Origin of the sequence: Kocuria tytonicola (assembly GCF_003687175.1) — a bacterium.
GTDB classification, from domain to species: domain Bacteria; phylum Actinomycetota; class Actinomycetes; order Actinomycetales; family Micrococcaceae; genus Kocuria; species Kocuria tytonicola.
Genome location: NZ_RDEX01000004.1, coordinates 93,134 through 115,565, shown reverse-complemented (window position 1 = coordinate 115,565; position 22,432 = coordinate 93,134). Strand labels below are relative to the sequence as shown.

Sequence of the window (22,432 nt, the reverse complement as noted above, 5' to 3'; positions counted from 1 at the left end):
CCGCAAAATCTTGGTGATGACCCACACGGGACGCCACGAGGCCATGGAGGCCGCCCGCCAGTCGTGCGAGCAGCTGCACTCGGCCGGTCTCGTCCCGGTGCTCTCGCGCCCGGATCTGGAGGCCCTGCGTGCGGATGGCCTGGACACGTCCCCCGTGGAGATCCTCGAGGAGGACGTCGCCCTCCGGGAGATCGAGATCGTCATGGTGCTCGGCGGGGACGGCTCCATCCTGCGGGCGGCCGAGCTGGTGCGCGGCGTGGACACCCCGCTGCTCGGGGTGAACCTCGGCCACGTGGGATTCCTCGCGGAGTCCGAGCGCTCGGGACTGAGTGAGACCGTGGAGGCCATCGTGGACGGGCGCTACACGGTGGAGCGCCGCATGGCCCTGGACGTCACCGTGTGGGAGCACCGGCGCAAGGTGCTGCACACGTGGGCCCTGAACGAGGCCTCGGTGGAGAAGGGCGACCGCGAGAAGATGATCGAGGTGGTCACGGAGGTGGACCGCCGCCCGCTGTCCACGTTCGGCTGCGACGGCGTGGTCATGGCCACCCCCACGGGGTCCACCGCCTACGCCTTCTCCGCGGGCGGGCCCGTGGTGTGGCCGGAGGTCGAGGCGCTGCTCATGGTGCCGCTGTCCGCGCACGCACTGTTCTCCCGCCCCCTGGTGATCTCCCCGCGCTCCATGATGGCCGTGGAGGTGCTCACCCGCACCGACGCCCGCGGGGTGCTGTGGTGCGACGGTCGCCGCACGGTGGACCTGCCGCCCGGATCCAGGATCGAGGTGCGGCGCTCCGAGAAGTCCGTGAACCTGGCCCGCATGCACGCCACGCCGTTCTCCGAGCGGCTCGTCAAGAAGTTCGAGCTCCCCATCGCGGGCTGGCGCGGTCCCATGCCCAGTGAGCAGGTGGAGACCATGACCACCGCGCTGCCCCTGGTCCAGCCGACCACCGCGGTGGTCGCCCACGACCCCGCACACCCCAAGCTCTCCGTGGGCCGCGAGATCCCGCACCACTCCGACGGCTCGTGCCGCTGCGCACCCGGGCAGGGCCAGGACCGCGCGGACGGCGGTGACCTCGCATGATTGAGGAGATCCACATCCACGACCTCGGCGTCATCCCCGACGCCGTCCTTCCCCTGGGCCCGGGGCTGTCGATCCTCTCCGGCGAGACCGGGGCGGGCAAGACCATGGTGGTCACCGCGCTCGGCATGCTGCTGGGCAACCGCGCGGACGCCGGTGCCGTGCGATCGGGCAGCGCCAAGGCGCTCGCGGAGGCCACCGTGCGTGTTCCCGCGGACCACGCGGCCGTCTCCCTCGTGGAGGAGTCCGGCGGAACGGTGGACCGCGAGGACGTGGGCGGCACGGAGGAGGCGCTGGTCCTGCTCTCCCGCACGGTCTCCGCGGAGGGGCGCAGCCGCGCCCACGTGGGTGGTCGCTCCGCCCCCGTGGGCACCCTGGGTGCAGTGGGGGAAACCCTCGTGGCCGTGCACGGCCAGTCGGACCAGCTGCGTCTGAAGTCGCCCGCGGCGCAGCGCAAGGCCCTGGACGACTACGCGGGCCAGCCCGTGGCGAGGGAACTCGCCGCCTTCCGGGAGAAGCTCGCCCGCTACCGCAGCGTCGTCGCGACCCTGCGCGCCGCGAAGGAGAACTCCCGGGAGCGCGCGCTGCAGGCCCAGAGCCTCACCACGGCGCTCGCGGAGATCGACGCCGTGGAGCCGGTGCCGGGCGAGGACGCGCAGCTCGACGCCGAGAGCGAGAAGCTCACCAACCTGGAGGCCCTGCGCGGCGCTGCCACCACCGCGCACACCGCCCTGAGCGGTTCCGACGCCGACGACGCCCCGGACCTCAACGCCGTGGCGTTGCTGTCCCAGGCGCAGCAGGCCCTGGAGGTCGAGTCGGACGCGGATCCCGAGCTCGCGGCCCTGGCCGCGCGGGTGGGGGAGCTCACGGTGGTCGCCGCCGACGTCGCCGCGGACCTCTCCGGGTACGCGAGCGGACTCGACGAGGACGGCCCCGCACGGCTGGCCGAGGTGGAGACCCGACGCAGCGCCCTGCGGCAGCTGACCAAGAAGTACGGTGCCACGATCGACGAGGTGCTGCAGTGGGCCGAGCAGGCCCGCGAGCAGCTGGACGGTCTCGTCGTGGATCCCCAGCGCGAGGAGGAGCTGCGCGCCGAGGGCGAAGCCCTGCACGCATCGCTGGCCGCCCATGCCGAGAAGCTGCTGACCCTGCGGCGGGCGGCCGCCGACAAGCTCGCGGCCGCTGTCAGCGCGGAACTCTCCGCGCTCGCCATGCCCAACGCCACGCTCGTGGTCGCGGTGGAGCCCTCCGAGCGCTTCACCGACGACGGCCGGGACACCATCGAGTTCATGCTCGCCCCGCACGCGAAGGCCACCCCGCGGCCGCTCGGCAAGGGCGCTTCCGGTGGTGAGCTCTCCCGCATCATGCTGGCGCTCGAGGTGGTGCTCTCCGAGGTGGACCCGGTGCCCACGTTCGTCTTCGACGAGGTGGACTCCGGCGTGGGCGGCAAGGCCGCCGTGGAGATCGGCCGGCGACTGAAGATGCTCGCCCGCAACGTGCAGGTGCTCGTGGTCACCCACCTCCCGCAGGTCGCGGCGTTCGCGGACCACCACGTGTTGGTGACCAAGTCCGCGGACTCCAGCGTCTCGGACGTGAAGGTGCTCACCGACGAGGAGCGCGTGGTGGAGCTCGCCCGCATGCTCGCCGGCCACGAGGACTCCAGCGCGGCGCGCGAGCACGCCCGTGAACTCCTGCGGGACGCCACCGCATGACCCGACAGCCCCGCAATCCCGACGAGACACGAATGGTAGGCTCGAATTCCGTGGTGAACGCTCAGGACGCCGCCCGCGAGGCAGGCACAGAAAAGAACAACGGCAAGGTGACCCGGCAGATCTTCGTCACGGGAGGTGTGGCCTCCTCCCTCGGGAAGGGCCTGACCGCGTCCTCGCTCGGCATGCTGCTGCGTGCGCGTGGACTCTCGGTGACCATGCAGAAACTCGATCCCTACCTCAACGTGGATCCGGGCACCATGAACCCCTTCCAGCACGGCGAGGTGTTCGTCACCGACGACGGCGCCGAGACCGACCTGGACATCGGGCACTACGAGCGCTTCCTGGACGAGAACCTCGACGCCTCCGCGAACGTGACCACCGGTCAGGTCTACTCCACCGTGATCGCCAAGGAGCGCCGCGGCGAGTACCTGGGGGACACCGTGCAGGTGATCCCCCACATCACGGACGAGCTCAAGCGCCGGATGCGCCGCCGCGCGGAGGACGAGAACGCCCCGGACATCATCATCACCGAGATCGGCGGCACCGTGGGCGACATCGAGTCGCAGCCGTTCATCGAGGCCGCGCGCCAGGTCCGCCAGGACGTGGGCCGGCGCAACGTGTTCTACCTGCACGTGTCCCTGATCCCGTTCATCGGCCCGTCCGGCGAGCTCAAGACCAAGCCCACCCAGCACTCCGTGGCCACGCTGCGCGGGCTCGGCATCCAGCCGGACGCCCTGGTGCTGCGCTGCGACCGGGACGTGCCCGACGCCATGCTCCGTAAGATCGGCAGCGCGTGCGACGTGGACCTGGACGCCGTGATCTCCTGCGCGGACGCCCCGAGCATCTACGACATCCCCAACACCCTGCACACCCAGGGCCTGGACACCTACATCCTGGACTACCTGGGCCTGGACTACCAGGACGCGGACCTGCGCCAGTGGTCCCGCCTGCTGACCGCCGTGCACGAGCCCGAGCACCAGGTCACCGTGGCGCTGGTGGGCAAGTACATCGACCTGCCGGACGCCTACCTCTCCGTGTCCGAGGCGCTGCGCGCGGGCGGGTTCGCGAACAACGCCAAGGTCAACCTGAAGTGGGTTGCCTCGGACCTGTGCGGCACCCCCGAGGGCGCGCAGCGCGAGCTCGGTGACGTGGACGCGATCTGCGTCCCCGGGGGCTTCGGCATCCGCGGGCTGGAGGGCAAGCTGGGTGCCCTGTCGTGGGCCCGCCAGCACAAGGTCCCCACCCTGGGGCTGTGCCTGGGCCTGCAGTGCATGGTCATCGAATACGCGCGCAACGAGGTGGGGCTCGCGAACGCGTCCTCCACCGAGTTCGACCCCGAGACCGACACCCCGGTGATCGCCACCATGGAGGAGCAGAAGCAGTTCGTGGAGGGCGCCGGGGACCTGGGCGGCACCATGCGACTGGGCCTGTACCCCGCGGCCCTCGCGGCGGGGTCCGTGGTCGCGGAGACCTACGGCACCACCGAGGTCTCCGAGCGCCACCGCCACCGCTACGAGGTCAACAACGCCTACCGGGACGCGCTGGCCGAGGCCGGGCTGCGGATCTCGGGCACGTCCCCGGAGGGCACCCTGGTGGAGTTCGTGGAGCTGCCCCGTGAGGAGCACCCCTACTACGTGGCCACCCAGGCCCACCCGGAGCTGGCCTCCCGACCCACGCGGCCGCACCCGCTGTTCGACGGTCTCGTGCGGGCCGCCCTGGAGCGGCGCGGGGTCCAGACGAACCGCTGACCTCGGCTCCGGACGAGGAACCGGGACGGACGAGCGAGGTGGCGGGGGCTCCGAGGGCGCGTGCGCCTCGGGGCCCCCGCGGTTCTGTCCACACCCACCGCCGCCGGACGCGGCAGAACGGAGACACCATGGAGTTCACGTCCATCACCGCAGAGCAGCTGCAGGACCGGCCGGATCCGCACGAGGTCACGGACGCGGAGACCGTCTACCGCGGTGCCATCTGGGACGTTGCTCGTGAGACGTTCCGCATGGCTGACCAGGACGAGCCGCTCGTCCGGGACTTCATCACGCACCCCGGGGCCGTGGCCGTGGTGGCGCTGGACGACCAGGACCGTGTCCTGCTCATCAACCAGTACCGGCACCCGGTGCGCACCCGCATGTGGGAGATCCCGGCCGGACTCCTGGACGTCTCCGGCGAGCCCGCACTGGCCGCCGCGCAGCGCGAACTGGGGGAAGAGGCGGACCTCGTGGCCGAGCACTGGGACACGCTCGTGGACTTCGAGAACTCCCCGGGGTCCTCGGCCGAGGCCAACCGCATCTTCCTGGCCCGCGGTCTGAGCGAGGTCCCGGATGCGGAGCGCTTCACACGGGAGGGGGAGGAGGCGGAGATCGTGGCCGGGTTCGCGGACCTCGACGACGCCGTGGCCGCCGTCCTCTCCGGGCGCCTCACCTCCCCGGCGGCCGCCCTCGGGATCCTGGCGGCCCACGTCGCGCGCTCCCGCGACTGGAGCACCCTGCGGGCCCCCGACGCCGCGTGGCCCGCTCGGCCCGGCCACGCGGGGTGAGCCCCGACCGCCCGGGGGCCACGGATGTGACGACCGACACGGCTCCGCTCCCGGTGGTCGCGCCCGCGCGGCAGGAGGGGACGCGGGAGAAGGAGACGCGTGCGGACGGCACCCGGCCGGCGTCGTCGGAGGCGGACGGTCCCGCACCGGAACTGGCCCGGGCCGTGGGGCGCTACCTGGACCACCTGGTGGTGGAGCGCGGACTCGCCGCGAACACGGTGACGGCCTACCGGCGGGACCTGAACCGCTATCTGGGGCACCTCACGGCCACGGCGCCGGACGTGCGTGTTCCGCGGGACATCACCTCGGACCATGTACGCGCGTTCGTGCGCGTGCTCCGCGAGGGGGACGAGGGTCATCCCGCACTGTCCGCCCGCAGCAGCGCCCGGGTGCTGGCGGCCGTCCGGGGCGCGCACGCCTTCTGGGCCACCGAGTCCACGGTGGACACGGACGTGGCCTCGCGGGTGAGCCCGCCGATGCCGCCGCAGCGCCTGCCCAAGGCCATCGGGGTGACGGAGGTGGAGAACCTGCTGGCCGCCCCGGATCCCGAGACCCCGGCGGGGCTGCGGGCCCGGGCGTTCCTGGAGCTGCTGTACGCCACGGGCGCGCGCATCTCGGAGGCCGTGGCCCTGGACGTGGACGACCTCGCCGGGCTGCACGAGGCGGAGCTCGCCCTGATCCGGGTGACCGGCAAGGGGAACAAGCAGCGGCTCGTGCCCGTGGGGTCGTTCGCGGTGGCAGCACTCGAGCGCTACCTGGTACGGGCACGACCGGAGCTCGCACGGCACGGGAAGGGCGGCCCGGCGGTGTTCCTCAACGCCCGCGGTGCACGGATCTCGCGGCAGACCGCCTGGAGCATGGTCAAGGAGGCCGCGCGGACCATCCACCAGGAGGAGCGGATCACCCCTCACACCCTCCGGCACTCGTTCGCCACACACCTGCTGGAGGGCGGCGCGGACCTGCGCGTGGTGCAGGAGCTGCTGGGGCACGCCTCGTTGGCAACCACCCAGATCTACACGCGGGTCTCCGTGGAGTCCCTCCGGGAGGTCTACGCGACGTCCCACCCCCGGGCGCACTGAGACGCGCGGGGTGCGCCGCGACGTCGTGCCCAGGGCGTGCTGTGGCCGGCCCCGACGAGGACCCGCGGGGCAGACCCGCGGGAACGCCCGGCCCGGAGCCCGACGACGACGGCCCGTTCCCCGAGGAGCGCACCTCACGGGAACGGGCCGACGTGCTGACCCCGGACGGAGCCCGGTGCGTCAGCCCAGGTGACGCTCGTCCGGGCCGTTGTAGGCGGAGAGTGGGCGGATCAGCGAGTTGTTCGCGCGCTGCTCCATGATGTGGGCCGTCCAGCCCGCGATCCGCGCACACACGAAGATGGGCGTGAACGTGGGGATGTCGAAGCCCATGAGCCAGTAGGTGGGACCGGCGGGGTAGTCGAGGTTGGGCTTGATGGACTTCGCCTCGTCCATGGACTTGGCCAGACCGTTGTAGAGCCCCAGGATCTCCTGGCGGTCGTAGTGCTCGAGCATGCGGAAGAGAGCCTCCTGCATGGTGGGCACGCGGGAGTCGCCGTGCTTGTAGACGCGGTGCCCGAAGCCCATGACCTTCTTCTTCTCCGCCAGGGCCTGGTCCATCCACTCCTTGGCGCGCTTCTCGGCCTCCTCGGCGGTCTCCTCCTTGCGGATGCCGAGCTCCTCGAAGGTGTGCATGACGGCTTCGTTGGCGCCCCCGTGCAGCGGGCCCTTGAGAGCGCCGATCGCCCCCGTGACGGCGGAGTGCATGTCCGAGAGCGTGGAGGTGATCACGCGAGCCGTGAACGTGGAGGCGTTGAACGAGTGCTCCGCGTACAGGATGATCGACACCCGGAACGCGTCGACCACCTCGGGCGCGGCCTCCTCGCCGAACGCCATCCACAGGAAGTTCTGGGCGTAGTCGAGGTCCTCGCGGGGCTCCACCACCTCCTGGCCGTGGCGGCGGCGCTGGTCGTAGCAGACCACGGCGGGCATCACGGCGAAGAGCTCCTGGGCCTTGCGCAGCTCGGCCTCGGGGGAGTTGTCCTCCGCGAGCGGGTGCTGGGCGCCGGTCACGGAGGCGGCGGTGCGGCACACGTCCATGGGGTGGCACGTGGTGGGGAGCTCGTCGATCACGCGCTTGAGCTCGGGAGTCAGGGCCCGGTTCTCGCGCTCCAGCGTGCGGAAGGCGGCGAGGTCGTCCTCGGACGGCAGCTCACCGGTCCACAGCAGCAGGGCGACCTCCTCCGCGGAGCACTTCTCGGCGAGCTCCTGCACGGGGTAGCCCCGGTAGAGCAGGGAGTTGGTCTCCGCGTTGACCTTGGACACGGCGGTGGCGTCCGCCACCACACCGGCAAGTCCCTTGCGGATTTCGGTATCGGCCACGATTGATCTCCTTCGACGGCTGTGGACTGGAAACGAATGTCGTTCCCACCCCACCACATCGGGCGGGGTGGGAACAGGGGGGTCAGGAGTTCGGGGTGCCGGGCACCTCGAAGTCGAAGACCCCGGAGTCGAACTGGTTGTACCCGTTGTAGTCCACCAGCTCGTACAGGCGCTTGCGGGTGAGCATGGTCTCCACCTGGGCCTGCTGCGTGCCGTCCTCGCGGATGGTGGTGAGCAGGCGCTCGATGGCGCCCATGGCCTGGCGCTCCAGGGACACGGGGTAGATCACCATCGACACCCCTGCGTCCTGCAGCTGCCGCGTGGTGAACAGCTCGGACTTCCCGAACTCGGTCATGTTCGCCAGGACGGGCACGTCCACCGCGGCGGCCATGCGCTCGAACTCGGAGAGGTCAGCCATGGCCTCCGGGAAGATGACGTCCGCGCCGGCGTCCACGAGCGCGCGCGCCCGCTCCACGGCGGCGTCGAACCCGTCCACCCCGCGGATGTCCGTGCGGGCCATGACCACGAAGTTCGGGTCCCGGCGGGCCTCCACGGCGGCGCGGATGCGCTTGACGGCGGTGGCGGTGTCCACCACGTTCTTGCCGTCCAGGTGCCCGCAGCGCTTGGGGTTGAACTGGTCCTCGATGTGGCAGCCGGCCAGTCCGGCGTCCTCGAGCTCCTGCACGGTGCGCGCCACGTTCATGGGCTCCCCGAAGCCGGTGTCCGCGTCCACGAGGCACGGCAGGTCCGTGCTGCGGGCGATCTGACCGGCGCGGGTGGCCACCTCGGTGAGCGTGGTGAGGCCGATGTCCGGCAGGCCCAGCTCGTTGGCGAGCACGCCGCCGGAGATGTAGACGCCCTCGAAGCCCTGCTCCTGGATGAGCTTGGTGGACAGCGGGGTGAACGCACCGGGGAACTGGGCGATCCCGGGTGCGGCCAGCAGCTCGCGGAAGCGCTCGCGCTTCTGCGCGGGGGTGGTGGTGGAGTACAGCATGATCAGAAGATTCCCTTCGGCGACTTCTCCAGGCCCACGGCCGCGGTGATGTTGAGCTGGCCCAGCTCCCCGGCCTTCAGCTCGGGCAGCCGCTGCACGGTGTCCAGGAACCGCTCGATCTCCTCGGGGGCCACGAGGCCCTCGGCCAGGGTGCGGAACTTGGTGACGTACTGCTCGCGGGCGAAGGGCCGCGCGCCGAGCGGGTGGGCGTCCGCCACGGCGATCTGGTCCGTGATCACGGTGCCGTCCGTGAGCGTGATCTCCACGGAGCCGCCGAACGCCTTCTCGGAGATGTCCAGCGAGTGGTAGCGGCGGGTCCACTCGGGATCCTCCTCGGTGGTCACCTTGTGCCACAGCTCCACGGTGTCCGGGCGCCCGGCGCGCTCGGGGGAGTAGGAGTCCACGTGGTGCCACGCACCGTCCTGCAGCGCGACCGTGAAGATGTAGGGGATCGAGTGGTCCAGGGTCTCGCGGGAGGCCTTCGGATCGTACTTCTGGGGGTCGTTGGCTCCGGAGCCGATCACGTAGTGGGTGTGGTGGGAGGTCTTGATGAGCACGGACTCCACGTTGGCGGGGTCCGTGACCTCGGGGTGCTCGCGGTGCAGCTTGCGGGCCAGGTCGATCCACGCCTGCGCCTGGTACTCCGCGGAGTGCTCCTTGGTGTAGGTGTCCAGGATGGCGCGCTTGGGCTCACCGGGAGCGGGCAGGGCCACCTCGTAGCGGGCCTCCGGGCCGGAGAGCAGCCACGCGATCACGCCGTCCTCGCCCTCGTAGATGGGGGTGGGGGAGGTCTGTCCGCGCATGGCACGGTCTACGGCCTCCACGGCCATCTTCCCGGCGAACGCGGGAGCGTGGGCCTTCCACGTGGAGATCTCGCCCTTGCGGGACTGCCGGGTCTGCGTGGTGGTGTGCAGGGCCTGGCCGATGGCCTGGAAGATCGTCTCGGTGCCCAGACCCAGCAGGGTGCCGATGCCCGCGGAGGCGGAGGGGCCGATGTGGGCGATGTGGTCGATCTTGTGCTCGTGCAGGCAGATGCCCTTCACGAGGTCCACCTGGACCTCGTAGCCCGTGGCGATCGCGCGCACCAGGTCCTCGCCGTTGCTGCCCACGTGCTGGGCGACGGCCAGGATCGGGGGGATGTTGTCCCCGGGGTGGGAGTACTCGGCGGAGAGGAACGTGTCGTGGTAGTCCAGCTCGCGCACGGCCACGCCGTTGGCCCACGCCGCCCACTCGGGCGAGACCGCGGCGTCGTCCTCCGGGGCGCCGAAGAGCAGCGCGCCCTGGCCGGAGAAGCCGGCGCCCGGGACCACCTTGTGGCACAGCGCCTGCGAGCGCGCCGAGACGATGGGCCCGCGGTTCAGGGACGCGATGGCCACGGAGGCGTTGTCCATGATGCGGTTGACCACCATGTCCACCACCTCGGGCTCCACGGCCACGGGGTCGGACGCCACGGCGGCGAGCTTGTGGGCGAGCTGCTCCTCGCGGGGCAGCTCCTCCTTGGACGAGTACGTGCGCACGGTGTGTGTGACGGTCACGGGCGTTCCTTCCGGTACGGGTCTTGCGGACGGTGGGTGGTTTCGGGGGCCGTGGAGCGGCGGGTCAGGAGGCGATCGGGGGCGCGGCGGTGAGTTCCGGGGTGCGCAGGGCGTTGCCGAGCGCGTTCTTCAGGTGCACGCGCGTGGTGGCGACGGCCAGAGCGGGGTCCCCGGCCGCAACGGCACGGGCGATCGCCTCGTGCTCGGCGGCGGCCACGGCGAGGCGCCGGGGGTTGGAGGTGGACAGCCGGCGCACGCGGGCGAGGTGCAGCCGCACGTTGGAAAGGGCCTGCTGCAGGTAGGGGTTCTGCGCGGCGGCGTCGATCTCGGCGTCCATCCGGTCAACGAGCGCGTAGTACGCCGCGTGGTCGGCGTCGTCGGCCAGGGTCTCCGCGGCGTGGGAGAGCTCGTCCGCGAGGGCGCGGAAGGTCTCCGCGTCACCGCGCTGCGCGGCCAGTTCGGCGGCGCGGCAGTCCAGCGTGTCCCGCAGCTCGTACAGCGCGCGGACGTCTTCGGCGGAGATCGCGCTGACGACGACGCCGCGTCCCGTGTGCGGCTCGGCCAGCCCGTCCGCGGTGAGGCGGGAGAGCGCTTCGCGCACGGGGGTGCGGGAGATCCCGAGGCGTTCGGAGAGGTCCACCTCGCCGAGCACCTGGCCCGGGAGCAGCCGCCAGGAGACGATGTCCGCCCGCAGCTCGCGGTACGCGCGCTCACCTGCTCGCATGACTCCTCCTGACGTGTTGGCCGTCCTCAGTGTATACACCTGCCCCACGGAGTCCAAGTGATTCCGGGCAGGACTCCGCGCAACGAGCAAGCTGTGTATACACAACTCTTGTGACGTGTGATGCAGACCACTAGCATGAACCTACGCCGACGACCGTCCCAGCACCACGTCCGGAGGAAGCCATGACGCAGCCCACCTACGAATCCGTCTACCGCGCGAGCGTGGAGGACCCCGAGGCGTTCTGGCTGGACGCAGCACGGGCCGTGGACTGGGTCACCCCGCCCACCCGTGCCCTCGACGACTCCGCAGCCCCGCTGTACCGGTGGTTCCCGGACGGTGAGCTGAACACGTGCGTCAACGCCGTGGACCGCCACGTGGCGGCCGGTCACGGGGAGCGCACCGCCCTGGTCTACGACTCCGCCGTGCTGGGGGTCCAGGAGCACATCAGCTACTCCCAGCTGCAGGAGCGTGTGGCCCGTTTCGCGGGTGCGCTCGCCGCCCAGGGGATTCGCAAAGGAGACCGTGTCCTGCTCTACATGCCCATGATCGCGGAGTCCGTGGTCGCCATGCTCGCCTGCGCCCGGATCGGTGCGGTGCACTCCGTGGTGTTCGGGGGCTTCGCGCCCAAGGAGCTCGCGAGCCGGATCGACGACTCGCAGCCCGTGGCCGTCGTCACCGCGTCCGGAGGGGTGGAGCCCAAGCGGCGGATCGAGTACCTGCCCGCGATCGAGGAGGCGCTGCAGCTGAGTGACCACGCGCCGTCGGCGGTGCTGGTGCACGAGCGGGACGGCTTCACCACGAGCGTCGCCGATGCCCGCGAGCGCGCGGGGGGCAACGGCGGGCCGGCCTGGCTCTCGTGGGCCGAGGCGCAGGACGGCGTGGAGCCGGCGGAGCCCGTGACCGTTAAGGCCACCGATCCGCTCTACATCCTCTACACGTCCGGGACCACGGGCAAGCCCAAGGGCGTGGTGCGGGACAACGGCGGCCACGCCGTGGCGCTGGCCTGGTCCATGGCGAACATCTACGACGTCCGGGCCAGGGACGTGATGTGGACGGCGTCGGATGTGGGGTGGGTGGTGGGCCACTCCTACATCGTCTACGCGCCCCTGCTCGCCGGGGCCACCACCGTGGTCTACGAGGGCAAGCCCGTGGGGACCCCGGATGCCGGCGCGTTCTGGAAGCGGGTGGAGGAGCACGGCGTGAAGGTGCTGTTCACCGCACCCACGGCGCTGCGGGCCATCCGGAAGGCGGATCCCGAGGGCGAGTTCGTGGCCCGGTACGACACCACCTCCCTGCAGGCCCTGTTCGTGGCGGGGGAGCGGCTCGACCCCGAGACCTACCACTGGGCGGCCCGGGTGCTCGGCGTTCCCGTGGTGGACCACTGGTGGCAGACCGAGACCGGGTGGGCCATCTGCTCCAACCCGTTCGGCATCGAGCGGCTGCCCATCGTCCCCGGCTCGCCCACGGTGCCCGTGCCGGGGTTCCACGTGGAGATCCTCGACCCCATCGGCGAGCCCCTGGGTCCGGGGGAGGAGGGCAACATCGCGGTGCGCCTGCCCCTGCCGCCCGGGACACTCGCCACGCTGTGGGGCAGCGACGAGCGCTTCGTCTCCTCCTACCTCGCCGCGTTCCCCGGCTACTACGCCACGGGCGACTCCGGGTACATCGACGAGAACGGCTACGTGTTCGTGATGGGCCGCACCGACGACGTCATCAACGTCTCCGGCCACCGGCTGTCCACCGGGCAGATGGAGCAGATCGTGGCCACCCACCCGGACGTCGCGGAGTGCGCGGTGATCGGCGTGAACGACCCCCTCAAGGGCCAGCGCCCCTCGGGGTACGTGGTGCTCAAGACCGGTGCCGAGATCACCCAGGAGCAGCTGCGGGAGGACCTGGTGTCCATGGTGCGCTCGCAGATCGGGCCGGTGGCGGACTTCAAGGACGTGGCGGTGGTCGAGGCCCTGCCCAAGACCCGCTCCGGCAAGATCCTGCGCAAGACCATGCGCCAGATGGCGGACGGCGAGCAGTACGTGGTGCCCTCCACCATTGAGGACCACTCGGTGCTCGAGGCGCTCAGCTCGATCCTCGCCCCCAAGGCCTGACGCGCGGGGTGGGCCGGTGCGTCATGCGCCGCCCACCCGGCGTGTGCGCCCGGCCCGGGGACCGCGGCGGGCGCACAATGTGAGGACCCCACCCCGTACGGCGTACCGGGTGGGGTCCGCACACCCATCTCCTCCACGACCTCCCAGGAGCCCTCCATGACCCAGGACCTCGCGTCAGCGTCGACGCCGGGTGGCGCACGGCCCGCGAAACCCTCCGGCAAGAAGCGCGACCGCACCCACTACCTCTACATCGCGGTGATCGCCGCAGTGGTGCTGGGCGTCGTCGTGGGACTGCTGTTCCCGTCCGTGGGGGTGGCGCTGAAGCCGATCGGAACGGGCTTCGTGGCGCTGATCAAGATGATCATCGCGCCCGTGATCTTCTGCACCATCGTGCTCGGCGTGGGATCGGTCGCCAAGGCGGCCACGGTGGGCAAGGTTGGTGGCCTCGCGCTGCTCTACTTCATCGTGATGTCCACGTTCGCGCTGGCCATCGGCCTGGTGGTGGGCAACATCGTGCAACCGGGCGAGGGCCTGGACCTGGCCAACGCCCACTTCGACCAGTCGTCCCTGGGCGCGGGCGGCCAGGAGTCCCACGGCGAGGGCACGGCGGGCTTCATCCTGGGCATCATCCCCACCACCATGTTCTCGGCACTGACCTCGGGGCAGATCCTGCAGACCCTGCTCGTGGCACTGCTCGTGGGCTTCGCCCTGCAGTCCATGGGCGCCGCGGGTCAGCCCGTGCTCAAGGCAGTGGGCTACCTCCAGGCCGTGGTGTTCAAGATCCTGTCCATGATCATGTGGCTCGCTCCCCTTGGTGCGTTCGGCGCGATCGCCGCCGTGGTGGGCGCCACCGGCATGAAGGCCGTGTTCTCCCTGCTGGGGCTCATGGTGGCCTTCTACATCACGTGCATCCTCTTCGTGGTGGTGGTACTGGGGCTGATCCTCAAACTGGTCTCCGGCGTGAACATCTTCAAGCTCATGAAGTACCTGGGCCGCGAGTACCTGCTGATCTTCTCCACCTCGTCCTCCGAGGCCGCCCTGCCGCGGCTGATCGCCAAGATGGAGCACCTGGGCGTGTCCCAGCCGGTCGTGGGCATCGTGGTCCCCACCGGGTACTCCTTCAACCTGGACGGCACCGCCATCTACCTGACCATGGGTGCCCTGTTCGTGGCGGACGCCCTGGGCAAGCCACTCGAGATCGGTGAGCAGATCGCCCTGCTGGTGTTCATGATCATTGCCTCCAAGGGCGCGGCCGGCGTCACCGGTGCGGGCATCGCCACGCTCGCCGCCGGTCTGCAGTCCCACCGCCCGGACCTGCTCGACGGCGTGGACCTGATCGTGGGCATCGACCGCTTCATGTCCGAGGCCCGCGCGCTGACCAACTTCTCCGGCAACGCGGTGGCCACCGTCGTGCTCGGCACGTGGGTCAAGGAGGTGGACAAGGACCGCGTGCAGCGCGTCCTCTCCGGCGCCGAGCCCTTCGACGAGGCCACCCTGGCGGTGGACTCCCATGTCACGGCCGGAACGCCGGAGCACACGGCGGCCGCGGGCGACGACGCCGCTCCCGCAGCAGGTGGGCGGTAGGGTAGGCCGGTGAGACCCGCACTCCGGACCCGGAAGGAAGGCAGTCGCCCGTGAGCAACGCCAGTGATGACAGGCCCCAGCAGACCCAGGCGGCGGCGTCGGACGCCGTAGGCCCCACCGGCCGCCCCGTGCGGACCTTCCCGGACCCGCCCGAGTTGGGCAGCCACGGGCCCGCGCGCATCATCGCGATGGTCAACCAGAAGGGCGGGGTGGGCAAGACCACCTCCACGATCAACCTGGGTGCGGCGCTCGCGGAACTGGGCCGCAAGGTGCTGCTCGTGGACTTCGACCCGCAGGGCGCGCTCTCCGCGGGCTTCGGCTCCAACCCCCACGAGCTGGACCTCACCGTCTACAACGTGATGATGGACCGCTCGGTGGACGTGTGGGACGTGGTGCAGCAGACGCATGTGGAGAACGTGGACCTGCTGCCCGCGAACATCGACCTCTCGGCCGCGGAGGTGCAGCTGGTCAACGAGGTGGCCCGTGAGCAGGTGCTCGCCTCCGCGTTGCGCAAGGTGGAGGACCACTACGACGTCATCCTCATCGACTGCCAGCCTTCCCTGGGGCTGCTCACCGTGAACGCCCTCACGGCCTCCCACGGTGTGATCATCCCGCTGATCTGCGAGTTCTTCGCCCTGCGCGCCGTGGCGCTGCTGGTGGACTCCATCTCCAAGGTGCAGGACCGGATCAACCCCAAGCTGCAGATCGACGGTGTGCTGGCCACCATGTTCGACTCTCGCACCCTGCACTCGCGCGAGGTGATCGCCCGGATCGTGGACGCGTTCGGGGACAAGGTCTTCGACACCGTCATCAAGCGGACCGTGAAGTTCCCTGACGCCACCGTGGCCGCCGAGCCGATCCTCGCGTTCGCCACCAACCACCCGGGAGCGGAGTCCTACCGCCAGCTCGCGCGCGAACTGATCTCGCGCGGCGGCGCGCCGTGACCTGCGGGGCCCGGCCGCGGCGGGGCGCGTGAGCGACGTCGCCGAGCTGGCCGCCGCGCCGGGAACGAGCACGGGGGACGGCGGCGGCGCGGGCGGCGGGTTCACCGTGGCCCTGGAGAACTTCCAGGGCCCGTTCGACGTCCTGCTGTCACTGATCGCCAAGCACGAGATGGACATCACCCAGGTGTCCCTCTCGGTGGTCACGGACGAGTTCATCCAGTACGTGGGCGCGCTGCAGGAGACCGCCTCGCCCAAGGCCCTGGACGAGGCCAGCGAGTTCCTGGTGGTCGCCGCCACCCTGCTGGACCTCAAGGCCGCCCGGCTGCTGCCGCGCGGCGAGGTGGAGGACGAGTACGACGTCGAACTTCTCGAGGCACGCGACCTGCTGTTCGCCCGGCTGCTGCAGTACAAGGCGTTCAAGGAGGTGGCCGGGCAGCTCAACGTGCGGTTCGCCGCCGAGTCCGTGCGCATCCCGCGCCAGGTGGACCTGGACCCCGCGGTGACCACGGCCCTGCCGCCGCTCACGTGGACGCTCACCCCGGAGCAGCTCGCCCACCTCGCGGTCACGGCGCTCGACCCCGAGCGCCATGTGCCGGCGGAGGTCGACGTCGCCCACCTCCACGGCGCGCAGGTGCGGGTGGCGGACGAGGCCGAGTCCCTGGCGGTCGCGCTGCGCGACGGCGCGGACCACGCGTTCAGCTCCCTGATCGCGGATGCCGAGTCCACGCTGGTGATCGTGGTGCGCTTCCTGGCGCTGCTGGAGATGTACCGGGACCGCGTGGTGCGCCTGCACCAGGAGGAGGTACTGGGCACGCTGCTCGTCACGTGGGACGGGCCGAGCGACTGGACCGCGGAGTCCCTGAGCAGCGAGTACACCGGTGCCGAACCCGATGCGGGTGGCAGCGACACCGCCGACACGGTGTTCTCCGGTGACGAACCCACCGGGGCGCAGAACCTGGGAGAATGAACCCGCACAGGATCGGTGTGAACCGTACCGAAGGAGATGATCGCCCCATGGCGGACCCCACCCCCGCCCCACCCCCCTCATCAGCCCCCACGAAGCAGTACGACGACCTCCACGCCCGGCTGGAAGCCGTCCTCATGGTCGCGGCGGCGCCGGTGTCCCTCGAGGAGTTCGCCCGCGTGACCGGGGAACCCGAGCACCGCGTGCGCAGCGCCCTGGAGCACCTCACCGCGGACTACGACGGCGTGATCGGAAACACCCTCGATGCTCCGCGCCAGGACGGATCCGCGGGATACGATGGACGGTCGGCCACGCGGGTCGGCGCCGCAGGCGCCCGCACCGGGCGGGTGCGCGGCTTCGAGCTGCGCGAGGTGGCCGGAGGATGGCGGATCTACTCCCGCAGCGACTACGCCCAGCTCGTCACGGACTTCGTGGTGGAGGGCAGCAGCTCGCGGCTCTCGCAGGCCGCGCTGGAGACGCTCGCCGTGGTGGCCTACCTGCAGCCGGTGTCCCGCTCCCGGGTCTCCGCCATCCGCGGCGTGAACGTGGACGGCGTCGTTCGGACCCTGGTGCAGCGCGGTCTGCTCACCGCACACGAACGCGAGGACGGCACGGGCTCCGTGCTGTACTCCACCACCCCGCTCTTCCTGGAAAAACTCGGTCTCGGCTCGCTGGACGAGCTCCCGGACATCGCACCGCTGCTGCCGGGAACCGACCAACTTGACGACATAGAGGACTGATCGACGCATGGCACCATCACACGGCAACTCGTCCCGCGGCGGCGGGGCCCGCGGCCCCCAGGGCCGCGGCAAGGGCTCCCAGGCCGGATCCAAGGGCGGCTTCCGCTCCGGACCCGGCAAGAAGTCCGGCGACGCCGCCGGCGGCCGCGGCTACGGCAAGACCACCGGCGCGAAGGGCCCATCCGCGGGACGGGGCAAGGGCCCCAACGCCAAGGGCCCGGGCAAGCCCAAGGCCGCGGCCGCGCAGAAAGGCCCCCAGAAGCCCCGCGCGTTCGCGGGCGTGGACAAGTACGAGCGCCGCGCCTCGGCGATCAAGGAGCACGGCCCGCACCGGCGGCGTCGTCCCAAGAACCCGCCCGTGGACCGGCTGGAGGTGCACGACGAGAACGGCGTGCGGCTGCAGAAGCTCATGGCGCAGGCGGGCGTGGCCAGCCGACGGGTGTGCGAGGAGATGATCCAGGACGGACGCGTGACCGTGGACGAGCAGGTCGTCACGGAGCTGGGCGTGCGCGTGGACCCCGCGCTGCAGGCCGTGCACGTGGACGGCATGCGCATCCAGACGGACGAGAAGCTCGTCTACTACGCGTTCAACAAGCCCGCCGGGGTGGTGTCCACCATGGAGGACCCGGACGGGCGCCGTTGCGTGAGCGACTACCTGGACCCGCGCAAGCACCAGCGCGTGTTCCACGTGGGCCGCCTGGACGTGGAGACCGAGGGCCTGCTGCTGCTCACGAACGACGGTGAGCTCACCAACCGGCTGACCCACCCCTCCTACGAGGTGCCCAAGACCTACCTGGTGCAGGTGCACGGGCCCGTGGAGAAGGGCATCGGCAACCAGATGAAGGAGGGCATCCGCCTCGAGGACGGCGTGGCGAAGGTGGACGACTTCCGCCTGGTGGACTCCACCCCCGGCCACGTGCTCATCGAGGTGGTGCTGCACTCCGGGCGCAACCGCATCGTGCGCCGCATGTTCGAGGCCGTGGAGCACCCCGTGGAGAAGCTGGCCCGCACCCACGTGGGCCCCATCGCGATCGGGGACCAGAAGCAGGGCACCGTGCGCAAGCTCTCGCACACCGAGGTGGGCAACCTCCTCGCGTCCGTGGGGATGTGAGCGTGGTCCCTGCGATCGCCTCCAGCACCGGTCCCGTGCTCGTGGTGGGCTCGGGCCTGCTCGGCGCGAGCATCGGGCTGGGTCTGCGGCACCTGGACGTGGAGGTCCTCATCCGGGACGCCTCGCCCACCACGGAGGCCGTGGCCCAGGACATCGGTGCCGGCCGCTCCGTGCGCGCCCTGCGGGACGCCGGGGAGCACGTGCCCGAGCCCACGCTCGTGGTGGTGGCCGCACCCCCGGACGTGGTGGCCGAGATCGTGGTGGACGCCCTCGCGCAGCACCCGCACGCCGTGGTCCTGGACATCGCCTCGGTCAAGGCCCCGATCCTCGACGCCGTCGCGGCGGCGGGCGCGGACCTCACCCGGTACGTGGGGACCCACCCCATGGCCGGGCGGGAGAAGTCCGGTCCGGTGGCCGCGCGCGGCGAGCTGTTCACCTCGATGCCGTGGGTGATCTGTCCCGGTCCCGCCACGGGAGCCGCGGCCATCGCCGCGGCCAAGAACCTCGCGGTGGACCTGGGGGCAACCCTGACCGTGATGGAGCCCGCGGAGCACGACGAGACCGTGGCGCTGATCTCCCACCTGCCGCAGGTGATGTCCTCGCTGCTGGCCTCCCGACTGCAGGACACCCCGCTGCACCACCTGTCCCTGGCGGGCCAGGGGCTGCGGGACACCACCCGGATCGCCGGATCGGACCCCGCGCTGTGGGTGCAGATCCTCGCGGCGAACGCGCGGCCCGTGGTGCAGTCCCTCTACGAGGTCCGGGAGGACGTGGAGCGGCTGATCGCCACCCTGGAGGACCCGGCCGGGGACGGTGCCCGCCTGGGCATCGCCCGGCTGATGGCCGAGGGCAATGCCGGTCAGGCCCGGATCCCGGGCAAGCACGGCGGTGCGCCCAAGGCCTTCGCCACGTTCACCGTGGCGGTGGACGACACCCCCGGCACGATCGCCCGGCTGCTCACGGAGATCGGCGAGATCGGGGTCAACCTGGAAGACATGCGCCTGGAGCACTCGCCCGGGCAGCCCGTGGGTCTCGTGACGGTCTCGGTGGAGCCGAACCGGTACGCGGACCTCGTGGAGGAGCTGCAGACACGCGGCTGGAAGGTGGTGCAGTGATGAACGCACGGGATGCGAACGCACGGCTCGTGATCGCGATCGACGGGCCCTCGGGGTCCGGGAAGTCCTCGGTGTCCAAGGAGGTGGCCCGCCGCTTCGGCCTGGCCTACCTGGACACGGGAGCCATGTACCGCGCGGTGACGTGGTGGTGCCTCGAGACCGGCGTGGACCTGCATGACGCGGACGCCGTGGTGGGTGCCGCCGAGACGGTGCCGCTGGAGCTGGGCACGGACCCCGACGAGGAGCGCATCCTCGTCAACGGGGAGGACGTCCGCGCGGCCATCCGTGGGGACCTCGTAACGGACCACGTCTCGCAGGTCTCCACCACGGTGCCCGCCCGCGAGGTGCTGGTGCGCATGCAGCAGGACATCATCCGGGACAGCGGGTTCCGGATCGTGGCCGAGGGCCGGGACATCACCACCGTGGTGGCCCCGGACGCGGACGTCCGGATCCTGCTGACCGCCTCGGAGGCCGCGCGGCTGGCGCGGCGGGGCAGGCAGCTGGGCGCGGCGGCGTCGTCGAACCTGGAGGCACAGGTGGTGGGCCGTGACGCGAAGGACTCCACCGTGGTGAACTTCACCCAGGCGCAGGACGGCGTGCAGCTGCTGGACTCCTCCGACCTGACCATGGAACAGACCGTGCAGGGCGTGATCGACCTGGTCATCCGCGCCACCGACAGCACAGACCACGGGGCCGGGACGGCCCCCGACGAGACGGGCGCTGACGCCCCCGAGGAAACGAGGCAAGCATGAGCGCACCCGACGAGCCCACGGTGGACTCCTACGAGCAGTCCGTGCTGGGCGGGGGCAACGAGGACATCTCGCAGCGTCTGGCGGCGATCGACGACACCGAGGCCGAGGCGCGCGCGCAGGCGCTGCGCGAAGGACTTGCGGACTACGAGCTGGACGACGAGGACGCGGCGCTGCTCGCGGACTGGATCGACGGCGAGGACGACCGCGACGCCCGCCGTCCCGACCCGGTCGTGGCCGTGGTGGGCCGCCCCAACGTGGGCAAGTCCACCCTGGTCAACCGTGTGATCGGCCGTCGCGAGGCCGTGGTGGAGGACACCCCGGGCGTGACCCGCGACCGCGTGTCCTACAAGGCGGAGTGGAACGGCAAGAACTTCACCCTGGTGGACACCGGTGGCTGGGAGCAGGACGCCAGGGGCATCCACAAGCGCGTGGCGGACCAGGCCGAGCTGGCCGTGGAGAACGCGGACGCCGTGCTGCTTGTGCTGGACGTGACCGTGGGCGTCACCGCGACCGACGAGGCCGTGGTGAGCATGCTGCGCCGCGTGAAGAAGCCCATCATCGTGGTGGCGAACAAGGCGGACTCCCCGCAGCTGGAGATCGAGGCGACCGCGCTGTGGTCCCTGGGCATGGGGGAGCCGTTCCCGGTGTCCGCGCTGCACGGCAAGGGCTCCGGCGACGCGCTGGACGCCCTGGTCAAGGCGCTGCCCGAGTTCTCCGAGGTGGCCGAGGCCGAGCTCGAGGGCGGCCCGCGCCGCGTGGCGCTGATCGGGCGGCCCAACGTGGGCAAGTCCTCGCTGCTGAACAAGCTGGCCGGGTCCGAGCGCGTGGTCGTGGACGAGACCGCGGGCACCACGCGTGATCCCGTGGACGAGATCGTGATGCTGGGCGGGGAACCGTGGCGCTTCATCGACACCGCCGGCATCCGCCGCCGCGTGCACCTGCAGCAGGGCGCGGACTTCTACGCCTCCCTGCGCACGCAGACCGCACTGGAACGCGCCGAGGTGGCCGTGGTGCTGCTCGCGGTGGACGAGGTGCTCTCGGAGCAGGACGTCCGCATCCTGCAGATGGCCGTGGACTCCGGGCGTGCCCTGGTGCTCGCGTTCAACAAGTGGGACACCCTGGACGACGAGCGCCGCTTCTACCTGGAGCGCGAGATCGAGCGGGACCTCGCGCACGTCTCCTGGGCCCCGCGGGTCAACATGTCCGCGAAGACCGGGTGGCACAAGGACAAGCTGGTTCCCGCGCTGCACACGTCCCTGGACTCGTGGGACCGCCGCATCCCCACCGGGCGCCTCAACGCGTTCCTGGGGGAGATCGTGGCGGCCCACCCCCACCCGGTGCGCGGTGGCAAGCAGCCCCGCATCCTGTTCGGCACGCAGGTGGCCTCGCGGCCGCCCAAGTTCGTGCTGTTCACCACGGGCTTCCTGGACCCCGGCTACCGCCGGTTCATCCAGCGCCGCATCCGCGAGACCTTCGGCTTCGAGGGCACCCCGCTGGAGGTCACCATGCGCGTGCGGGAGAAGCGCCAGCGCAAGCGCTGAGTCCCCGCCGTTGTGCTGACGGGCCGCTTCCCGGGCTTTCCGGGGACGGCCCGTTGCACTGCCCGGCGGGAGCGGGGGATGACGACGCCGCCCCAGCCCCCAGCGGGCCAGTCAGAATCCGCGCCGGTGAACCGCGCGGTCGATGTGAAAAACGGGACCGGGTGGGGTAATGTATCCCAAGTGTTCGGCACTGGTCCGCCAAGGCTGAGCGCGGTCGCGGGATGTGGCGCAGCTTGGTAGCGCACTTGACTGGGGGTCAAGGGGTCGCAGGTTCAAATCCTGTCATCCCGACCAAAAGTACTAGGTGACTAGTACGAACACCGTTTAGGTGGTGTGTTCAGGGACGGCTTACTGAGTCAACTGGACGCAAGCAAGGTGAAGAAGCCCCCGTTGCCTTCTGGCAGCGGGGGCTTCTTTTATGTGGGAACACAGCCGACCAGCCGGGCTGAGCAGATGAAGGCCGAGCGTGGCATGGCCATCTCACAATCAAGTGACACAGTAGCCGTCGTACGTGCCCAAGTGCCATCGCCGCATCTGGCCCGCATCTCCGACGCGCTGGGTGACGGGCCAGCCGGAGAGAACATGCGTTACAGGGGGCGCAGGC

At 71.0% G+C, this 22,432-nt stretch carries 18 protein-coding genes and 1 tRNA gene; 15 read left to right on the top strand and 4 right to left on the bottom strand.

The window, feature by feature from the left end; all coding sequences use genetic code 11:
• Window positions 1–16 precede the first annotated feature (16 nt).
• From EAE32_RS11595 to EAE32_RS11575, 5 genes are all read left to right on the top strand, one after another.
• A complete protein-coding gene (locus EAE32_RS11595; protein ID WP_240625100.1) occupies window positions 17–1,081 on the top strand; it encodes an NAD kinase in 1,065 nt (354 codons plus the stop codon).
• Window positions 1,078–2,790 carry a DNA repair protein RecN gene (recN, locus tag EAE32_RS11590; RefSeq protein ID WP_121865275.1) on the top strand — a complete coding sequence of 571 codons (1,713 nt, stop codon included), beginning with the start codon at window positions 1,078–1,080 and terminating at the stop codon, window positions 2,788–2,790. Before EAE32_RS11595 ends, recN begins: the two co-directional genes overlap by 4 nt.
• Before the next feature lie 32 nt (window positions 2,791–2,822).
• On the top strand, window positions 2,823–4,538 hold the full coding sequence (locus tag EAE32_RS11585; RefSeq protein ID WP_121865274.1) for a CTP synthase: 1,716 nt from the start codon (window positions 2,823–2,825) through the stop codon (window positions 4,536–4,538).
• A 128-nt stretch (window positions 4,539–4,666) separates the two neighbouring features.
• Window positions 4,667–5,323, top strand: coding sequence for an NUDIX domain-containing protein (locus EAE32_RS11580; RefSeq protein ID WP_121865273.1), 657 nt, complete (start codon window positions 4,667–4,669; stop codon window positions 5,321–5,323).
• A 164-nt stretch (window positions 5,324–5,487) separates the two neighbouring features.
• Window positions 5,488–6,402, top strand: coding sequence for a site-specific tyrosine recombinase XerD (locus EAE32_RS11575; RefSeq protein WP_121865290.1), 915 nt, complete (start codon window positions 5,488–5,490; stop codon window positions 6,400–6,402).
• Window positions 6,403–6,582: 180 nt separating this feature from the next.
• On the opposite strand, the gene EAE32_RS11570 is transcribed toward EAE32_RS11575, so the two are convergent.
• The 4 genes from EAE32_RS11570 to EAE32_RS11555 all read right to left on the bottom strand — a co-directional run bounded on the left by EAE32_RS11570 (window position 6,583) and on the right by EAE32_RS11555 (window position 10,975).
• Window positions 6,583–7,722, bottom strand: coding sequence for a bifunctional 2-methylcitrate synthase/citrate synthase (locus EAE32_RS11570; RefSeq protein WP_121865272.1), 1,140 nt, complete (start codon window positions 7,720–7,722; stop codon window positions 6,583–6,585).
• 82 nt (window positions 7,723–7,804) lie between these two features.
• Window positions 7,805–8,716, bottom strand: a complete 912-nt coding sequence (gene prpB, locus EAE32_RS11565) for a methylisocitrate lyase (protein ID WP_121846060.1) — start codon at window positions 8,714–8,716, stop codon at window positions 7,805–7,807.
• Window positions 8,717–8,718: 2 nt separating this feature from the next.
• Window positions 8,719–10,251 carry an MmgE/PrpD family protein gene (locus EAE32_RS11560; protein ID WP_121865271.1) on the bottom strand — a complete coding sequence of 511 codons (1,533 nt, stop codon included), beginning with the start codon at window positions 10,249–10,251 and terminating at the stop codon, window positions 8,719–8,721.
• Window positions 10,252–10,315: 64 nt separating this feature from the next.
• The gene (locus tag EAE32_RS11555) at window positions 10,316–10,975 is read right to left on the bottom strand and encodes a GntR family transcriptional regulator (protein ID WP_121865270.1); all 660 of its coding nucleotides are present in this window, start codon (window positions 10,973–10,975) and stop codon (window positions 10,316–10,318) included.
• 182 nt (window positions 10,976–11,157) lie between these two features.
• On the opposite strand from EAE32_RS11555, the gene EAE32_RS11550 reads away from it, so the two are divergent.
• The 10 genes from EAE32_RS11550 to EAE32_RS11505 all read left to right on the top strand — a co-directional run bounded on the left by EAE32_RS11550 (window position 11,158) and on the right by EAE32_RS11505 (window position 22,122).
• The gene (locus EAE32_RS11550) at window positions 11,158–13,077 is read left to right on the top strand and encodes an acetate--CoA ligase (RefSeq protein WP_121865269.1); all 1,920 of its coding nucleotides are present in this window, start codon (window positions 11,158–11,160) and stop codon (window positions 13,075–13,077) included.
• A gap of 156 nt (window positions 13,078–13,233) precedes the next feature.
• Window positions 13,234–14,661 (top strand): cation:dicarboxylate symporter family transporter, encoded by a 1,428-nt coding sequence (locus EAE32_RS11545; protein WP_121865268.1) that lies wholly within the window; start codon window positions 13,234–13,236, stop codon window positions 14,659–14,661.
• A gap of 50 nt (window positions 14,662–14,711) precedes the next feature.
• A complete protein-coding gene (locus EAE32_RS11540; protein ID WP_121846627.1) occupies window positions 14,712–15,605 on the top strand; it encodes a ParA family protein in 894 nt (297 codons plus the stop codon).
• A gap of 28 nt (window positions 15,606–15,633) precedes the next feature.
• Entirely contained in the window at window positions 15,634–16,572 is a 939-nt protein-coding gene (locus tag EAE32_RS11535; protein WP_424321745.1) for a segregation and condensation protein A, read from the top strand.
• Between the two features lie 47 nt (window positions 16,573–16,619).
• On the top strand, window positions 16,620–17,309 hold the full coding sequence (gene scpB, locus EAE32_RS11530; RefSeq protein ID WP_121865267.1) for an SMC-Scp complex subunit ScpB: 690 nt from the start codon (window positions 16,620–16,622) through the stop codon (window positions 17,307–17,309).
• Window positions 17,310–17,316: 7 nt separating this feature from the next.
• Entirely contained in the window at window positions 17,317–18,420 is a 1,104-nt protein-coding gene (locus EAE32_RS11525) for a pseudouridine synthase (RefSeq protein WP_121846471.1), read from the top strand.
• On the top strand, window positions 18,417–19,535 hold the full coding sequence (locus EAE32_RS11520; protein WP_121865266.1) for a prephenate dehydrogenase: 1,119 nt from the start codon (window positions 18,417–18,419) through the stop codon (window positions 19,533–19,535). Before EAE32_RS11525 ends, EAE32_RS11520 begins: the two co-directional genes overlap by 4 nt.
• Window positions 19,535–20,287, top strand: coding sequence for a (d)CMP kinase (gene cmk, locus EAE32_RS11515; RefSeq protein WP_121865265.1), 753 nt, complete (start codon window positions 19,535–19,537; stop codon window positions 20,285–20,287). Before EAE32_RS11520 ends, cmk begins: the two co-directional genes overlap by 1 nt.
• Window positions 20,284–21,828, top strand: a complete 1,545-nt coding sequence (gene der, locus EAE32_RS11510) for a ribosome biogenesis GTPase Der (protein WP_121865264.1) — start codon at window positions 20,284–20,286, stop codon at window positions 21,826–21,828. Before cmk ends, der begins: the two co-directional genes overlap by 4 nt.
• A 217-nt stretch (window positions 21,829–22,045) precedes the next feature.
• Window positions 22,046–22,122: transfer RNA gene (locus EAE32_RS11505), tRNA-Pro, on the top strand.
• Window positions 22,123–22,432: the final 310 nt, after the last annotated feature.

Coding starts and splice junctions, on each gene's coding strand:
- EAE32_RS11580 (WP_121865273.1), top strand. CDS start 4,667: ATGGAGTTCACGTCCATCACCGCAGAGCAGCTGCAGGACCGGCCGGAT.
- EAE32_RS11595 (WP_240625100.1), top strand. CDS start 17: ATGACCCACACGGGACGCCACGAGGCCATGGAGGCCGCCCGCCAGTCG.
- EAE32_RS11525 (WP_121846471.1), top strand. CDS start 17,317: ATGGCACCATCACACGGCAACTCGTCCCGCGGCGGCGGGGCCCGCGGC.
- EAE32_RS11550 (WP_121865269.1), top strand. CDS start 11,158: ATGACGCAGCCCACCTACGAATCCGTCTACCGCGCGAGCGTGGAGGAC.
- EAE32_RS11555 (WP_121865270.1), bottom strand. CDS start 10,975: ATGCGAGCAGGTGAGCGCGCGTACCGCGAGCTGCGGGCGGACATCGTC.
- recN (WP_121865275.1), top strand. CDS start 1,078: ATGATTGAGGAGATCCACATCCACGACCTCGGCGTCATCCCCGACGCC.
- prpB (WP_121846060.1), bottom strand. CDS start 8,716: ATGCTGTACTCCACCACCACCCCCGCGCAGAAGCGCGAGCGCTTCCGC.
- scpB (WP_121865267.1), top strand. CDS start 16,620: ATGGCGGACCCCACCCCCGCCCCACCCCCCTCATCAGCCCCCACGAAG.
- der (WP_121865264.1), top strand. CDS start 20,284: ATGAGCGCACCCGACGAGCCCACGGTGGACTCCTACGAGCAGTCCGTG.
- EAE32_RS11545 (WP_121865268.1), top strand. CDS start 13,234: ATGACCCAGGACCTCGCGTCAGCGTCGACGCCGGGTGGCGCACGGCCC.
- cmk (WP_121865265.1), top strand. CDS start 19,535: ATGAACGCACGGGATGCGAACGCACGGCTCGTGATCGCGATCGACGGG.
- EAE32_RS11585 (WP_121865274.1), top strand. CDS start 2,823: ATGGTAGGCTCGAATTCCGTGGTGAACGCTCAGGACGCCGCCCGCGAG.